This window comes from Paenibacillus sp. JT22N15, from assembly GCF_059383755.1.
Window position 1 is genome coordinate 66,545 of sequence record NZ_JBXENV010000002.1, and the last position, 15,669, is coordinate 82,213.

14 protein-coding genes are annotated in these 15,669 nt (G+C 48.4%); 4 read left to right on the top strand and 10 right to left on the bottom strand.

Annotated features, from left to right (window positions below; all coding sequences use genetic code 11):
- Window positions 1–158 precede the first annotated feature (158 nt).
- Both AC50X8_RS04005 and AC50X8_RS04010 read left to right on the top strand, forming a co-directional pair.
- Window positions 159–2,033: a sensor histidine kinase gene (locus tag AC50X8_RS04005; RefSeq protein WP_494878764.1), complete on the top strand. Its 1,875-nt coding sequence runs from the start codon at window positions 159–161 to the stop codon at window positions 2,031–2,033.
- The gene (locus tag AC50X8_RS04010; RefSeq protein WP_056030912.1) at window positions 2,011–2,781 is read left to right on the top strand and encodes a response regulator transcription factor; all 771 of its coding nucleotides are present in this window, start codon (window positions 2,011–2,013) and stop codon (window positions 2,779–2,781) included. Before AC50X8_RS04005 ends, AC50X8_RS04010 begins: the two co-directional genes overlap by 23 nt.
- A 4-nt stretch (window positions 2,782–2,785) precedes the next feature.
- Here AC50X8_RS04010 and AC50X8_RS04015 read toward each other — a convergent pair whose 3' ends face one another.
- The 10 genes from AC50X8_RS04015 to AC50X8_RS04060 all read right to left on the bottom strand — a co-directional run bounded on the left by AC50X8_RS04015 (window position 2,786) and on the right by AC50X8_RS04060 (window position 12,386).
- Complete coding sequence (locus AC50X8_RS04015; RefSeq protein ID WP_494878766.1) at window positions 2,786–3,370, bottom strand: VanZ family protein; 585 nt, start codon at window positions 3,368–3,370, stop codon at window positions 2,786–2,788.
- 174 nt (window positions 3,371–3,544) lie between these two features.
- On the bottom strand, window positions 3,545–3,973 hold the full coding sequence (locus tag AC50X8_RS04020; RefSeq protein WP_494878768.1) for a hypothetical protein: 429 nt from the start codon (window positions 3,971–3,973) through the stop codon (window positions 3,545–3,547).
- Window positions 3,974–4,271: 298 nt separating this feature from the next.
- Entirely contained in the window at window positions 4,272–5,426 is a 1,155-nt protein-coding gene (locus AC50X8_RS04025) for a S1C family serine protease (protein ID WP_056030920.1), read from the bottom strand.
- Between the two features lie 12 nt (window positions 5,427–5,438).
- Window positions 5,439–6,692 carry a zinc ribbon domain-containing protein gene (locus AC50X8_RS04030; RefSeq protein ID WP_056030923.1) on the bottom strand — a complete coding sequence of 418 codons (1,254 nt, stop codon included), beginning with the start codon at window positions 6,690–6,692 and terminating at the stop codon, window positions 5,439–5,441.
- Between the two features lie 328 nt (window positions 6,693–7,020).
- Window positions 7,021–7,770, bottom strand: a complete 750-nt coding sequence (locus tag AC50X8_RS04035) for a YceI family protein (protein ID WP_056030926.1) — start codon at window positions 7,768–7,770, stop codon at window positions 7,021–7,023.
- 145 nt (window positions 7,771–7,915) lie between these two features.
- Window positions 7,916–8,779, bottom strand: coding sequence for a M56 family metallopeptidase (locus AC50X8_RS04040; RefSeq protein WP_056030928.1), 864 nt, complete (start codon window positions 8,777–8,779; stop codon window positions 7,916–7,918).
- A complete protein-coding gene (locus tag AC50X8_RS04045) occupies window positions 8,763–9,173 on the bottom strand; it encodes a BlaI/MecI/CopY family transcriptional regulator (protein WP_056030930.1) in 411 nt (136 codons plus the stop codon). The genes AC50X8_RS04040 and AC50X8_RS04045 overlap by 17 nt, the downstream gene beginning before the upstream one ends.
- A 136-nt stretch (window positions 9,174–9,309) precedes the next feature.
- Window positions 9,310–10,185, bottom strand: coding sequence for a UTP--glucose-1-phosphate uridylyltransferase GalU (gene galU / locus AC50X8_RS04050; protein WP_056030933.1), 876 nt, complete (start codon window positions 10,183–10,185; stop codon window positions 9,310–9,312).
- A 78-nt stretch (window positions 10,186–10,263) separates the two neighbouring features.
- On the bottom strand, window positions 10,264–11,715 hold the full coding sequence (locus AC50X8_RS04055) for a sensor histidine kinase (RefSeq protein WP_494878772.1): 1,452 nt from the start codon (window positions 11,713–11,715) through the stop codon (window positions 10,264–10,266).
- Window positions 11,712–12,386 carry a response regulator transcription factor gene (locus AC50X8_RS04060; protein ID WP_056030939.1) on the bottom strand — a complete coding sequence of 225 codons (675 nt, stop codon included), beginning with the start codon at window positions 12,384–12,386 and terminating at the stop codon, window positions 11,712–11,714. Before AC50X8_RS04060 ends, AC50X8_RS04055 begins: the two co-directional genes overlap by 4 nt.
- A gap of 144 nt (window positions 12,387–12,530) precedes the next feature.
- Between AC50X8_RS04060 and trxB the strand changes: the two genes are divergently transcribed.
- Both trxB and AC50X8_RS04070 read left to right on the top strand, forming a co-directional pair.
- A complete protein-coding gene (gene trxB, locus AC50X8_RS04065) occupies window positions 12,531–13,475 on the top strand; it encodes a thioredoxin-disulfide reductase (RefSeq protein ID WP_056030942.1) in 945 nt (314 codons plus the stop codon).
- Window positions 13,476–13,681: 206 nt separating this feature from the next.
- The gene (locus tag AC50X8_RS04070; protein WP_494878774.1) at window positions 13,682–15,652 is read left to right on the top strand and encodes a glycoside hydrolase family 13 protein; all 1,971 of its coding nucleotides are present in this window, start codon (window positions 13,682–13,684) and stop codon (window positions 15,650–15,652) included.
- Window positions 15,653–15,669: the final 17 nt, after the last annotated feature.

Genomic DNA, 15,669 nt, shown 5'->3' on the forward strand with positions numbered 1-15,669 from the left:
CTATGGGCTGGGAAATTACCAAATTCTCTTAATTTAGGGTAGCTATTTCAACAAATAAGTGTTAATTTTACTAATGAAAACGCTTAATTAGCTTTCAAATGACACTATTATACTAACAGAATGGTTTTGTTAGTTTTTAGCCAAAGGAGCAGCACGCGATGAAAATGATGCAAAACCTCCGTCCCTTCCGCTGGAACGACTTGCGGCTGCGAAACAAGCTGATGATTTTATATTTTGCCGCTGTTTTTATTCCGGTCATGCTGACGAATACGTTTTTCTATACGATCACCGCAGGCAATGTCAGAACGGAGAAGGTCCAGGACCTTCGGCAATCGCTTGAAAGAAACAAGGATAACTTTCGCAAAATGCTGGAGGGCGTCATCAGCTTCTCCTCGGTCATCTATAATGATGGCGTCCTCTATAGCGCATTGGATCGCACTTATGCGAGCGAAAGCGAAGTTATTGCAGCCTATGGCGAGGTGCTGAACAACTCGATTAACCGCTTCGTGCCACTGAATAAGCAGTTTTATAATGCGTATTTGTTTACCGACAACGACAGTCTGATTCACTCGGGCCTCCTGCAATTCATCGACTTGCAGACGAAGCAGGAGGGCTGGTATCAAGCGACTACCGATCAGGCGCGAAGCCGAAAATGGCTGCTTTATACGAACACGCCGACCGCGACTTGCAGGCAAACTGGGGCAACAGCTGCTTCGTTAGCAGCCAGCGAGGAGACAGGCGCGGGAGCAGGGTCGGCCGAATGCGGCGCTCCTTATTTGAGCGTGATTCGCGAGCTTGATTTTTACAAAGCCTATTCCAGCTACCATAAAATTCTCAGAGTAGATATTTTGCCGCATTATTTGGAAAACACATTGTTCGATCATTCGTTTCCCGGTGAAATTTATTTACTGAATCCTCAGGGCGATGTCATTTATTCGTCGGAGGCAGAGCCGCCAGCTTTCATCCATGAAGAAGCTCAACGGGGCAAAACCATTATCGCCAGCGCGTTTGAAGGCGTCGATTATCTGAAAGGCTGGGAGATGGTAGGCATCTACCCTAATGAGGTTGTCAATCAAAGCCTGCTTGATTCGCGCAAATTTATTATTTATTTGACGTGCGCAAATCTGCTATTTCCGAGCATTATTATTTTGCTCATTGCCCGGTCGCTCAATCTTAGGCTGGGCATGCTGCTCGGCGGCATTAAACGGGTGAAAAACCAGCGCTTTGAAATGCTGAAGGCCAAACCGGCATCCGATGAAATCGGGCAGCTGACCGAGGAATTTAACCGAATGACGCAGCAGATCAACGGCCTCATCCAAGATGTGTACGTGGCGGAGCTGGACCGGAGGCAGGCGCAGTTTAATGCTCTGCTAAGCCAAATTAATCCGCATTATTTGTTTAATACGCTTGATGCCATTCGAATGAATTGCGTCATTAAAGGTGAAGAGGAAACGGCATCGGTCATTAAGCTGCTCGGCCGCGGCTTTCGCCGATCGCTGAGCTGGGGCGAGGATATGATTCCGCTTCAAGAGGAGATGGCATTCGTCACCGACTATTTGGACATTCAGCATTTCCGCTTCGGCCACCGTCTCTCCTATCAGCTCGATATTGATGAGGAGGTGCTGGAGCTGCCCCTGCCGAAAATGAGCATCCTTCCGCTCGTTGAAAATGCCTGCATTCATGGCATTGAATATTCCGAGCAGCCCGGCAGCATTACCGTATCGGCTAAGCTTCACAGCACTCGCGTAGTCATTCGCGTGTCGGACAATGGCATTGGCATGGAAGAGGAGAAGCTCAGACACTGGCTTGCCCGACTGGAGCAATCCGGCGTGCAGCATCAGCAGGGCAAGCATGTGGGGCTGAAAAATGTATATGACCGGCTCAAGTGGCATTTTGGGAGCGAGTTCAGCTTTAGCCTCGATTCCCGTTATGGGGAAGGCACAACGATTGAACTGCAAATGCCCGCTGCCTTCGCTAAGGATGAATCTATAGGTGAAAGGAGAATCGTCGATGTTGAAAACGTTGATCGTTGAAGATGAGCCGCGGATGCGTGAAGGGCTAAAAAGAATTATTTTTTGGGAAAAGTACGGCTTTAATGTATGCGGGGATGCGGAAAATGGACGGCAGGCGCTCGAATTAATCGAACGCGAGCAGCCCGCGCTAGTCATTACCGACATTCGCCTGCCCGGCATTACAGGGCTTGAGCTTATGAAAGAAGTAACAGGGCGCATGGATACCTGCTTTATTGTCATATCCGGCTATGACGAATTTGAGTATGTGAAGACGGCGCTTATCTGTGGCGCTGTTGATTATATTTTGAAGCCAGTGGAGGAGGAGCAGCTGATTGGCGCTCTGCTGCGGGTGAAAAAACGGCTGCTCAAGGCTTTGCCCAGCACAGCCTCCAGCGCAGGCGGCACTGCGGAACCGGAGATAGGAATTGAGATGGGGATGGGGATGTCTTCGGATGATCCTATCGCTTTTGTCAAAGAGTATGTAGCCTTGCATTATCAGGAGCAGGTGACGATGAAGGAAATTGCCGGCAAAACGTATCTCCATCCCTTCTATCTCGGGCAATTGTTCCGCAAGGCAACCGGTATTTATTTCAACGATTACGTCCATCAAATTCGCGTGGATAAGGCGCAGCTGCTGCTCGCCACAACAAGCAGCAAAATAGCCGACATCGCTGCTGGCGTCGGCTATCCAGATCCGGATTATTTTGTGCAGCAGTTCAAGAAGATTACTGGCTGCACCCCTTCCCATTTTCGAAAAAACCAGCTTTAGTGTGTCATTTCCGTAATGTTAATTTGGATACCTGAAAAATATGCTCCAAAAAGCTATTTTTATTCGAAATTTTATTCAGAACCTTATATGAGATTACACTAAATATAAGATGAATAGCGTAACCTAATAAAACACCTAAGAAGTTCGCAATAGCATCATCAATATCTATCGTCCTATAGTTAAAATTTGTTGCTAATGAAATCAATGTTTGTGCTGCTTCAAAAAACAACCCCCAAAAAATAGCGTGAATAAAAATGTTACCTTTTCGAGTCAAATACCGAATAAAAAATCCATAGGGAACTAAAAGTATAATATTAAGCAGCATATTTTTATCAAACGCTCTAAAAGGAATATAGTTCAGATTATAAAAAAATTGAACAGTCTCTCCTTTCATTGCCGCAATAGCCCTCGGATCAATAGGTATAGGCAGAAGCGTCAATTTAAAAACATTAATCATGTAGACGTAGAAAATTAAAAACAAAGTCATATAAGTAAACGAGGATTTTTTATTGAATTTCAAATATAAAAGCGAAATAATTAACACCAATATTGCGATCACTTTAAGATATATATTATTTTCATTAATCATTATTTCCCTCCACATATAAAATTTTAAAAATACATTTAAATTAATAACATCAACCAAAGATATCAATGCTTTTCGGTTATTCATACAAAAAAATACAATTTGAAAATGAAAATCTAAAGGTGATGTAGATTCATTAAAAGGAATCTACATCACCTTTAGTAATTTTCAAAAAGGTTAATTCGTCACTAATGTTCCTTGTCCGCTAAGATCCCATCCATCATCTTCTAGTCTGGAGATATACAAATAATATTCAGTTTCGGCGCTTTGAGTACCTAAACTTTGACTAAAAGATGTTGAAGTATTCAACTTCGCAACTGGAGTAACATTTGCAGTTCCAACATAAGTACCTGATTTTTTATATACTGCAATAGAAATTTGGTTTATTTTAGCAGGAGCTCCATTTGGATTATCATAAGGAGTTACTGTCCCACTAATACTTAAATTACCTTTACTTAATTTGTGATATTTACCATTAGCCGCACCGTCTACTACTCGGAATGTCAAATCAAAAGAAAAAGAACTACTGTTTGCAGATGCAATAGGAGCAATTAATACACATAATAATATCAAACCAAACATTGCACTAAGTAACTTTTGTTTCATTCAGAAATCACACCTATCTCTTTTATTTATTCAATATTGAATATTTTCCCTTATAGGATATTCTTTTAATATTTTATCATTTTTATCTTTTTTTGTAAATATGTTTTCAATTATACCAATTACTTAATTCCATTTTAAATTAATTTAAGTCGAATACGGATTTTAATTTTAGATATTTCTGAATATTCAATTTATTTAGACTCCAGCAAATTATCAAATAGATTTTTCACATATCATCTTTTAAAATAAGAAAGCCAGCATTCCTCATTCGGTATGCTGGCTTTCTCTGCAATTAGCGTTAATGCTGTTCTTTCTCATGTGCGGCCTGCTCAATGACCTTGCCTCTGCCGGTTATCAGCTTGAGCTGATCGTTCTCATAGCCGACCTCGTAAATCACCTGATATTTGCTCAGCTTGTTTTTGCCGCTTACTCGTTCATCTACTGAAATAATCGCCGTTACAGTCGCTTGCTGATCGTTGTTGACCGTGACATGCATATCGTCGATGACGACATTGCGCGTTGGCATATAACCTTCCCGAAATGCGTCATAGCTTGTACCCTCTTTCCAGCTGCCGCCCAGCAAGGAATAGGCATAAACATAATCGGCATTGTTCAAGCTGTCGTAAAAATGAGTAACCAAGTAGCTGGCATATTCACTCATCGTCGCTTCCTGCTTTGCCATGCCCGTGCTATTCGTGCCCTCCTGCTCAGGCAGCACCTCCATCGGCTTCGTCGACCAGGCTTCCACCGTTGCCAGCACATTGACGATTGGAATGCTGAACCCGATCGAACCTTGCTCAATGCCTGCTGAATTAATCCCGAGCACTTCGCCTGTCTCTCTTCTGACCAGAGGGCCACCGCTGTTTCCTGGCGCAATGGGCGCAGAAATTTGATACAAATCCTTATACGAATACGGTTCAATCGTAAAATTACGGCCCAAGCCGCTAACGATGCCAGTCGTTACTGTATTTTGAAAACCAAGCGGACTGCCGATCGCCATCACTTCATCGCCGATTTCCGCTTTTTTATTGCGAACCATCTTAAGCGGCTTCTCGCCAACCAATCCTGGGACGCGGACAACCGCGACATCCGTCTCCGTGCTGATGCCAATTACTTCGCCATCAAGCTCCCGTGCATCAGACGTGTGGATTTTCACCTTATGAACGCCGGATACGACATGCGCATTGGTGATCAAATCACCTTGATTATTGTACAAAAAGCCTGATCCCTGCTTGCCATTGCCGCTTTCAATCATGACGACCAGCTTCTGCGTTTCATAAATGACGTCTTTAAGCGGCTTGCCTGTTTTCTCCGAGCGCGTATCTGACACGGCAAGCAGCGGCTTGCCACTGAGCTGCTTGGGAATTTCGGAACGGATAAATACGACCGCTCCAGCTCCAAAAAGCAGAAAAGCAACGGACATTATAAGGCTAAGCCAAGTTCCTTTTCTCATCAATATCTTCTCCTAGTCCAAATACCATGTGACATGATCGATGACGACAGTAGCATCGGTCTCTTCAATGCCTTCCACAGTTGCGTCGAAAGTAAAGGATTCGTTAGGCTCTATATAGTTAGGCATGGCGATAGACGTACCCTTCTTTAAAATCTGTTTATCCTTGCCGCGCACCGAATATTGGATTTCAACGGAATAAATCGGCCTAGTGGCAGCATTTTTGAGCAAGGCATGGATTTTGAAGATGCCCGTTTCATCAAAGCTCGTATCCACCTTCACCACTTCAACGGCCGCCGTTTGGTTAAGCAAATCCTCTTCCGCCGCTTTCTGCATCGCACGCTCAATTCTTTCCTGCTCCGCCTGCTCAAAAGCCTGCTTCTCCGCATGAATGCTTTCAAGCAGCTTCGTCAAGTTCGTATCCTCCGGGGCATAGGCCATTCCCTTCTGTACCATGGCGATCGCCTCGGAGAAGCTTTTTTTCTGAAGCAGCTCCTTCGTTTGCTGCTGGCATACAATCGCGATTTTGTCCACAATCTGCTTGCGCACAGCTACCGCTTCTTCGCCGCCTAAACCATTAACGGTATTAAGCTTCACCGCCAAAGCATCCAGCGAATTTATTTGGTCCAGCTCATTTTGCACCTGTACAACGACCATTCTAACATTTAAATCGGCAAACGCCTCGCGCAGCGGAGAAAAAATCTGCTCCTCCCGGCCTGCAAGCAGCGTATTCAGCTGCTTCACTAGCGGTCCAGCCTCCGTCAAAGATCCATTGTCCAGTTCGCTGGCAAGGAGGTTAATTTTATTTTCGATCGCAACCGCCTCGTTGACAATATCCATATCATCCTGAAGAGCACCGTAGGCTGGACGCACCTTCGCTGCTTTCTCAAGCTGGACCATCGCTTCGTGATATTTGCCTCCCCAAGCTTTCTGCTTCGCTTGCTCGTGCCATTCGGCGACATGATCATTCAAATCGCTTTCATATATGTAATAAGAAAATACCCCGGCAGAGGTCGAAATGAACACAACAACAGGCACAAGCGCAATAATAAACTTACGCCCAGCTCCGGCACGGGTTCTTCTGTTTCGTACTGGCGCTTGCTCTGGCACTAATGAGGCGCTTGCCTCCCGAATGAATAATTCATGCTCTTGAATGACAATGGCCTGCGTCTGCTCATTTGCCTGCGCGTCCTGAAGCAGCGGTTTCCCGCATTTGCTGCAGTAAACGGCACTAGGCTCGTATTTATTTCCGCAATGTTGGCAATGCACCTGTGCTCATCTCCTGACGCAATCAAACTTTAATCGTCCTTCCCTCTATTCTATATGAAATAGTAAATGATCTCCATTTTTAAATGATGGGAAATTTAAAAAATTTAATAAGCTTAATATACTTATGGTTGAATTAGGCGAGCATGCCTGCTCGCTTCACCCGCATCAGCTTTAGCCTATCATAACATTCCTTTTGAATTAGCCAAAATAAGATAATTACCTTATTGATATATGTTTACGTTTCCTTCTCCATAAAAAAAGCAAGAGCAAGGCCTAAGCCCTGCTCTTGCTTAAAGAAGATACCGCTTGGCGGCTCGCCAATCGCGTGTTAGGCATTTTGCGATAGAGTAAGGCGCAGCTGCACGGTAACGTTATTTTCGGTATCCATCACGACGTTATGCGGATTCTGCATGCCGAAGTCCTCAAACGTGACGACCGTCTCGCTCTCCACATTCAGCTTGCCGTCGCTGTATGCCGCTTGTCCTGTAAAAGTAACTTCCTTCGTTATCCCTTTAATCGTCAAGTCGCCAGTCATGATGAGCGGGAACGTTTCGCCGTCCTTCACTTCCGTTGGCAGCGCCTCAAATGATGTCGCCTTGAACGTGGAGTTCGGGAAGTTGGTCACATCGAGAAAATCCGCTCCCTTCACATGCCCATCGCGCTGGCTATTGCCCGAATCTAGTACGTTCATATCGAGGCTTGCATCCGCCGCATTAGCTGCCGCATCCGCCGTATCTACATTCCAAGTGCCTGTTACACCATTTACTTCGAAGTTAACTGTCTCACGGGAAGTCGTAACCGAGAAATACACATTGGAGGTGGAATCAATGGTCCATGCTCCGTTTATATCCGCCACAGCGCCAACAGCAGCCGTCTGCGTACCACTTGCACTATTAGTAGAGCCAGAACCTGTGCTAGTCGTACCTGCTGCACTGTTTGTAGCGGCCGCTTCCGTGCCAATAACACTTTTGATTTCCTTGTTGTTGCCCGTAAACGAATCATACATGGCATATGCACCTGCTCCACCTAGCAAAACAACCGCAACGACAGCACCAATAACCACATTTTTCTTCTTCATTGTAAAATCCTCCTTTGTTTTTAAAACTACATTGTGTAGTGTTGTAAGTTATATAAAGGCGAAGCGCGCCTTCCCCTGAAGGGAGCTATGCGCTTCGCATAAAGCTTGCATTTTGAAAGATTAGTATGGCGTCAAGCTTGAACTTCTACAGCATAATAGGAAGATACATGACGGAAATCGATCCGAAGGTCAGTATGGATAATACCAATGCCACCACTGGACAACGCATGCTTAGCTCTTGCGACTCGGGATTCAGCAGCCTCATTAACCGATAATTAATCGAATGGTCGGCGAAAGAAGCATGGACAAAGGTCCGGCTGCTCCGTTCCCCACGGCTGTATTTCACAAGCTTGAGCAGCGCGCTGCCAAGACTATGCTCGCTCACCTGGCGCTGCAATGCGAATTGGTCGGCTAACAGCTCACGGGTCGTTTTGTACTGCTCGACTCCAAAGCGAAGAATCGGCATGTACCACAGCACCGTTGCGCCTACCTGCAAAATCAAAATCATCAGCGGATCGCGATTTCGGTAATGAAAGTGCTCATGCTCGATGACCGCCTCAAGCTCTTCCTTATCAAGCAGACCGAGAAGCCCAGTAGATAAAATGATTTTGGGACGAAGAAAACCAAGCGTCAGCGCAATCGGTTCTTGATGCGAAACGACCATGATCGCTTTGCTGCCTGCAAAATACCGCGCATTCAGTTCCTCCGTTAAACCGCCATGCTCTAAAATGCTCATTTTACGGTTTGCAGCCCGTACGCCGAGACAATGCTTCACCGTAACGTACAACAGATGCACGAACGTCCCAAAAACGGCAAGCTTCATAATGTAGCTAAGGAGCAGCAGGCTGTACCTCTTAATGAGGCTCTCGCAAATTTCAAATACATTAAACGCCGCCTTCTCCCAGCCGAACAGCGTATGCGTCGCATACATGCCCATTTGCAGCAGCGTGAACCCAATCAGCATCAGGCACAAGCCAAACATCCATTTCGACCTAAGACTCCAGCTCATGGCGTCTGCCCTCTTTAAGCGATTTGATTTTTTGCTCCAGCTTATCCAGCAGTTCCTCATCAACCTCTTCCATCGCATCGAACATATAGTTGACGACGAGCGGGCCAAGATCTTCAAGAAGCTCCCTGGATTGAATGCTCAGAAACTGCTCTTGCGTATGCACAGGCGTATATTTCGAAGGCTTGCCTGATGATTTCACGAGCAGCCCCTTGTCTACAAGCCGATTCATGACGGTCATAACAGTGTTGAAATTTAATGGCTTGTCCTGTTCGAGCTTATGCTGTACATCCTTGATGTAGCTATCAGGCTGCGACCACAGGATGGTCATAATCCTTGCCTCCAGCGGGCCAAAAAACCTCTCCAGCCCTTTTGTCTGAATGTCACTTGTTCCCAAGACTGCCTCACACCTTGCTATAACTACTTAATGTAGTGTTATTATAAAACCGATTTATGAAAATAACCTTAAAAAAAGATGAGCAGGAAATTAATTTACTAAATTGACACAAAAATACATCATCGCCTCATGCAGACTAGCTATGCGTATAGGCAGCCAGACGCTCCAGCACATAGCGGCGGACGTCTTCCCGCAAATCTTCGCGCTCCAGCGCAAAATCAATCGTCGCCTGGACAAAGCCCAGCTTATCTCCAACATCATGGCGCTTGCCCGTAAAGCGATGCCCAATAATCGGCGACAGCTCGTTCAGCCGTTGCAGGCTGTCCGTTAATTGAATCTCCCCGCCTTTGCCTGGCTCGGCCTTAGACAAGAGGTCAAAAATAGCCGGCTCCAGCACATAGCGCCCAACAACAGCCCAATTCGACGGCGCCTGCCCAGGCAGCGGCTTCTCGATCAGCTCACGGATATGTCCCGCCTCGTCCCGAATATCGGCAATGCCATACTTGTGCGTCTGATTCCATGGCACTTCCATAAGAGCCACGACGGAGGAAGAATACTGCTCGTAACGATCGATCATTTGCTTCAGGCACGGCGGCTCAGATGTCAAAATGTCATCTCCGAGCAGCACCGCAAATGGTTCGTCGCCAATAAAACGCTGCGCGCACAGCACCGCGTGTCCCAGACCAAGCGGCTCCTTCTGGCGAACATAATAAATGTCAGCCAGCTGCGAAATTTCTTTCACAACTTTGAGCATTTCCTCGTTGCCGCGTTCCTCCAGTTCTCCTTCAAGCTCAACCGACTTGTCAAAATGATCCTCAATCGCCCGTTTATGGCGGCCGCTCACAATGACGATGCTGTCGATGCCCGACTGCACCGCTTCTTCTACAATATATTGAATCGCTGGTTTATCTATTATCGGCAGCATTTCTTTAGGCTGCGCCTTCGTTGCTGGCAAAAACCTTGTGCCAAGTCCGCCTGCCGGGATAATCGCTTTGCGTACCTTTTTTCCCATACGTCGCCGCCTCCATCTTTCGCTAATTATTCGTGTAGAGCTCTCCTCATCATACCTTGTCTTGGCTCCTGTTTCCAGCTAGCCAACGTCATTTTCACCGCTGGCGGTCGGAGCCGCTTGCAGCAGTGCTGAATGAAGCGGCAGCATAACCCGAATCGTCGTGCCGGATGGTGTCCCTTTGCCCCCGCCGGCTAAGACGCTGGATTCGATTTCAATTAAACCTTCGTGAATATCGACGATTTTCTTCACAATCGACAGCCCCAGTCCGCTGCCGCCTTTCATCCGGTCCCGCGCCGCATCCGCTTTATAGAAGCGTTCGAATACCCGCTCCTGATCAGCGAGGGAAATGCCGCTACCGTTATCGGCAATACGCACGATTGCGCAGCCGTTTTCCTCGGACAGCGTAATGCGGATATGCCCATTATCCGGCGTAAACTTCATGCTGTTCGCCAGCAGATTGTTCCAAACCTGGCTCAGCTGATCTTCATCCGCGACGATGACCGTCTCCTCCATCAGCAGCTCAACCGTGAGCCGCTTCGCCATCCACTGCGGCTCGCATGAAAGCACAACGTCGCGCAGCTGGCGGTCCAGCCTGATCGCACGCGGCTCAAAGGGATGCTGCTTCGAGTCCAGCGAAGCCAGCTTAAGCAAATTCTCGCTCAGCCGGGACAAGCGGCTGCTCTCCTGCTTAATAATGCCGACGTACCGATCGCGTTCCTCATCGGTCAGCTGCTCGCTGCGCAGCACCTCGGCGAACCCGCCGATTGAGGTCAGCGGCGATTGAATTTCGTGGGAGACGTTGGATACAAAATCCTGCCGCATCGTCTCCAGCTGCGACAAGCCTACCGTCATGCGATTGATGCTGTCGGCCAAATTGCCGAGCTCATCCCGGCGCTGCACAGGCAGCTGCACAGTAAAATCTCCGGTGGCGATGCGCTTCGTCGCTTCGGTCATCATTTTCAGCGGCTTGACCAAGTAGCGGGCCGCAATCGGAATTAGAATACAGCCGACGACCAGCAGGGTGATCAATATGGTGTAGGTGTTGCGCTGAAAGCTGCGAATTTCCGGCACGCGATCGGGCCGAACGAAGAACGCCCAATCACTCTCGCCAAGCACAGCTTTGCGCCCCAAAGCCGGAGGCGACGACGGCCGGCTGGTTTCGCCCTCCTCCTCGCTGGACAGCATTTGCAATTGTCCAGCGAAAACATTTTCGATAATTGCCGGGGTTAGAAGCTGTGTGATTTCCGCACTGGTCTTGCCCACCTCAATGATTTCGCCTTCATGGCCAACGGCTACAATCGCTAAATTTTGCATTTCTGCAACCTGCTTGATGAAGATGCTCAAGGACTTCGGCGAGGAAGCGGCATACAGCTGCTCAATTCGCACAATCGAGCGATCCAGCTGGGCAGGAAATTGTCCGCTTAAATCCCTTGTAAAAATTTGATCCGCCATCCAATAGGCGATGCCCATGCTGATGACCACAATGACCAGAAACGTCCAGGTCACGCGAACATACAGGCTGCGAATCATTCAAGCTCCTCCATTCGATAGCCGAGTCCGCGAATCGTGACGATCCGAATGCCCGCCTCTTCCTCGGTAAAGCGCTCGCGCAGCCGTTTGATATGCACATCCACCGTCCGCTCATCCCCTTCATAGTTCATGCCCCATATTTGCTCAATCAACTGTTCCCTTGAAAACGTTTTGTCCGGGTAGCTTGCCAGCTTGAACAACAGCTCAAACTCTTTAGGCGGCAGCATTATCCGCTTGCCAGCCATCGTGACATGAAATTCACTCAAATTGAGAATCAGCTGCCCCAGCTCCACGGTCTGTGAAGCCGCGATGCGGTAGCGCTTAAGCAAAGCCTTAATGCGTACAGCCAGCTCCAGCGGCTCAAATGGCTTAACCATATAATCATCGGCTCCGAGGCCGAAGCCTTTTACTTTATTCGCCGTTTCGCCTTTAGCGGTCAGCAGCAGCAGCGGCATATCATACGAGGCGCGCAGCGTTTCGCATAAGGTCCAGCCGTCCATGCGCGGCATCATGACATCAATAACAGCCAAATCCGGCAGCACCGTCTCCAGCCGCTCCAGCGCATCTTGTCCATCCTGTGCTTCTATAATTTGAAAACCTTCACGGCGCAGCAAAATGCTGACTAGCTCACGAATGTTTGGATCGTCATCTACGACTAATATTTTCGGCATGCGGATCACCCCTGTTGTTCGACTTTCCCTTACCATAATACATATAGATGAATTTAAGATGAACATGTTTGACAGTACCCGTTAATTGTAATAATTTTAAACTAGAATTTATGATCAGAAGCTATCGAATGGAGGCAATCATTTATGCATAAAACAATTATTATCGGTACTGGACCTGCGGGACTAACCGCTGCTATTTATTTGGCTCGCGCCAACATGGAGCCGCTCGTTATTGAAGGCTGGCAGCCAGGCGGCCAACTGACGACAACGACCGAAATCGAAAACTTTCCCGGCTTCCCTGACGGCATTCTCGGCAGCGAGCTGATGTCCAATATGCGCAAGCAAGCGCAGCGCTTCGGCGCTACGTTCCGCACAGGCTCTGTAAAAAGCGTTGATTTCAGCAAACGCCCTTATACGCTTGATGTTGAAGGAATCGGCGAGCTGCAAGCTGAATCGGTCATTATTTCAACCGGCGCTTCGGCGAAATATCTCGGCATTCCCGGCGAGCAGGAGAACATTGGACGCGGCGTCAGCACATGCGCAACCTGCGATGGTTTCTTTTTCCGTGGCAAAAAGATTCTCGTTGTCGGCGGCGGCGACTCCGCCATGGAGGAATCGGTGTTCCTGACTCGCTTCGCGTCGGAAGTAACGGTCGTTAACCGCCGCTCCGAGCTGCGCGCTTCGAAAATCATGCAAGACCGCGCTCGCGACAATGACAAAATCTCCTGGAGCCTCGATCGCACCCCGCTCGAGGTAGCAGCCGGAGATACCGGGCTTCAGGGCCTGAAAGTCCGCAACAATGAAACAGGCGAAGAAGAGCTGATTGAGGCAGACGGCGTGTTCATTACGATCGGGCATACGCCGAACACAGGCTTCCTTGGCGGTCAAATCGACACCGATGAGCAAGGCTACATTATTGTGAAGCCCGGAACTTCCGAGACGAACATCCCTGGCGTATTCGCCTGTGGCGATGTACAGGATCGCCAGTATCGCCAAGCGATTACTGCTGCTGGCAGCGGCTGTATGGCGGCGCTCGACGCCGAGCGTTTCCTGGAAGCCCAGGCTCATGCCGCTTCGGTCCATGCTTAAGCTCTTTTTCCCTAAATAAATGATGGCATGATTTCCCTTTTAGATGTATAATCAAAGCTGAAGATAAAGGCAATGCTACCCAACACATTACGATCGAATACGGATCGATTATGGAGAAGGTACAACCTCGCTGAAAAGGTGCGGGTTGTACCTTTTTTGCGTTCTTCTTGCTCGTTTAAGCCATTAAACTTGAGGAGAGTGGAATGATGTTATTGGAAGCTATTTATCATCGACCAAAGCAAAACTGGGCGTATGCCTACGACGGAAAAACGCTGCATATCCGCCTGCGCACCAAAAAAGGCGATATGGACCAAGTCCACGCCATCGTTGGCGACAAATATGCCTGGAAGGAAACCCAGGAACTGATTGAGATGTCGCTGCTATCCTCCGACGCCTTGTTCGACTATTGGGAAGCTGCGGTAATACCGCCTTTTCGCAGGCTGCGATACGCCTTCCAGCTGACTAGCGGCTTGGAGCAGCTTATTTTGACGGAAACAGGCTTTCATGGAGCGATGCCAGAAAACTCGAACAGCTTTTTTGACTATCCGTATATTAATCCAATTGATGTATTTGCCCCTCCTGCATGGGTGAAGGATGCTGTATTTTATCAAATTTTTCCCGAGCGGTTCGCAAACGGCGATGCTGCTTTGAATCCTAAAGTGACTGAGGCTTGGGGCGGCGATCCGACTCCACGCAATTTTTTTGGAGGCGATCTTCAGGGGGTCATTGACCATCTGGACTACCTCGGCGAGCTTGGAATAAACGCTATTTATTTCAATCCTTTATTTGAAGCTACGACTAACCATAAATACGATACCGCGGATTATATGAAGGTAGATGCGCATTTCGGTACGAATGAGAAGCTCAAGGAGCTGGTGGACGCCTGCCATCAGCGGGGCATACGCGTGCTGCTGGATGCGGTCTTCAATCATTCCGGAAGAACATTTCCACCGTTCGTGGATGCGCTTGAGCGCGGTGCGGAATCACCTTACGCTGATTGGTTTCATGTGCGGGAATGGCCTTTGCGTGTAGTTGACCGCATACCGACCTACGAGACGTTCGCCTTCGAGCCGCTGATGCCAAAGCTCAATACCGAGCATCCCGATGTTAAGGAATACTTGTTTAAGGCCGCCCGCTACTGGATTGAAGAAATCGGAATCGACGGCTGGCGGCTCGATGTCGCTAATGAGGTGGACCATCAGTTTTGGCGCGAGTTCCGAGCCGTTGTGAAAAAAGCGAATCCCGAAGCCTACATCCTCGGTGAAATTTGGCATGATTCGATTATGTGGCTGCAGGGCGATCAATTCGACGCCGTCATGAATTACCCGTTCACGAATGCTGTACTCGACTTTTTCGCTTATCAGACAATGGATGCTTCCACCTTCGCTAATGCGCTTGGCGCTCAGCTCGCCGCTTATCCGCAGCAGGTAACCGAGACGGCTTTCAATTTGCTAGGCAGCCACGATACGCCACGACTATTGACAGTTTGCGGAGATGAGCTTGGCGCGATGAAGCTGGCCACCCTGTTCAAGCTGACCTATCCCGGCGTCCCGTGCATTTATTATGGCGATGAAATCGGCTTAAATGGCGGCGGCGATCCCGAATGCCGCAAATGCATGGTGTGGGAGTCAGAGGGACAGAACGCTGCGCTGCTTGATTTCTTTAAGCAAGCGATCGCTCTGCGGCGCAGCCATGCCGCTCTTCGCGGTGCGGACATTCGCTTCATCCAAGCCGATGAAACAGGGCGCATCATCGTTTATGAGCGCCGTTCAGGCGACGAGCGAATCGTTATCGCGATGAATGCCGGAGCCGAACCGGCTGAGGTTAGCATTTGCTTAGACGATAAAGCGGTCAAGGAAGCTTCGCGGGAGGTCGCCGCAAGTGCAGACGAAAGCAGCGTAGATCGGAGAGCGGCAAGCACGAGGAGCAGTAAGGCCAGCAGCACGTTAGAAAGCACATCAGTGAACGGAATAACGAGCAGAATTGGCGATTTGCCTGCAGCAGGAGCCTCAGCAGAAGCAGCAACAGCAACAGAAGCCGCCCAAGCGCTAAGCGGGCGTTATGAGTGGGTGCCTCTGCTTCATCATACCGAACAAACCCGATATGCAGAGTCCAGCAGTATCACACTGCAGCTGCCAGCTTATGGCTATGAGGTGCTGCTGCAACAAAAGCTGTAATAGCAGCAGGCGAATAG

Bases quoted from the DNA above. Each gene is read 5' to 3' on its own strand.
- AC50X8_RS04060 (WP_056030939.1), bottom strand. From the start codon at position 12,386: ATGCCGAAAATATTAGTCGTAGATGACGATCCAAACATTCGTGAGCTA.
- AC50X8_RS04070 (WP_494878774.1), top strand. From the start codon at position 13,682: ATGTTATTGGAAGCTATTTATCATCGACCAAAGCAAAACTGGGCGTAT.
- AC50X8_RS04035 (WP_056030926.1), bottom strand. From the start codon at position 7,770: ATGAAGAAGAAAAATGTGGTTATTGGTGCTGTCGTTGCGGTTGTTTTG.
- AC50X8_RS04040 (WP_056030928.1), bottom strand. From the start codon at position 8,779: ATGAGCTGGAGTCTTAGGTCGAAATGGATGTTTGGCTTGTGCCTGATG.
- AC50X8_RS04055 (WP_494878772.1), bottom strand. From the start codon at position 11,715: ATGATTCGCAGCCTGTATGTTCGCGTGACCTGGACGTTTCTGGTCATT.
- AC50X8_RS04005 (WP_494878764.1), top strand. From the start codon at position 159: ATGAAAATGATGCAAAACCTCCGTCCCTTCCGCTGGAACGACTTGCGG.
- AC50X8_RS04020 (WP_494878768.1), bottom strand. From the start codon at position 3,973: ATGAAACAAAAGTTACTTAGTGCAATGTTTGGTTTGATATTATTATGT.
- AC50X8_RS04010 (WP_056030912.1), top strand. From the start codon at position 2,011: ATGTTGAAAACGTTGATCGTTGAAGATGAGCCGCGGATGCGTGAAGGG.
- AC50X8_RS04015 (WP_494878766.1), bottom strand. From the start codon at position 3,370: ATGATTAATGAAAATAATATATATCTTAAAGTGATCGCAATATTGGTG.
- trxB (WP_056030942.1), top strand. From the start codon at position 12,531: ATGCATAAAACAATTATTATCGGTACTGGACCTGCGGGACTAACCGCT.
- galU (WP_056030933.1), bottom strand. From the start codon at position 10,185: ATGGGAAAAAAGGTACGCAAAGCGATTATCCCGGCAGGCGGACTTGGC.
- AC50X8_RS04025 (WP_056030920.1), bottom strand. From the start codon at position 5,426: ATGAGAAAAGGAACTTGGCTTAGCCTTATAATGTCCGTTGCTTTTCTG.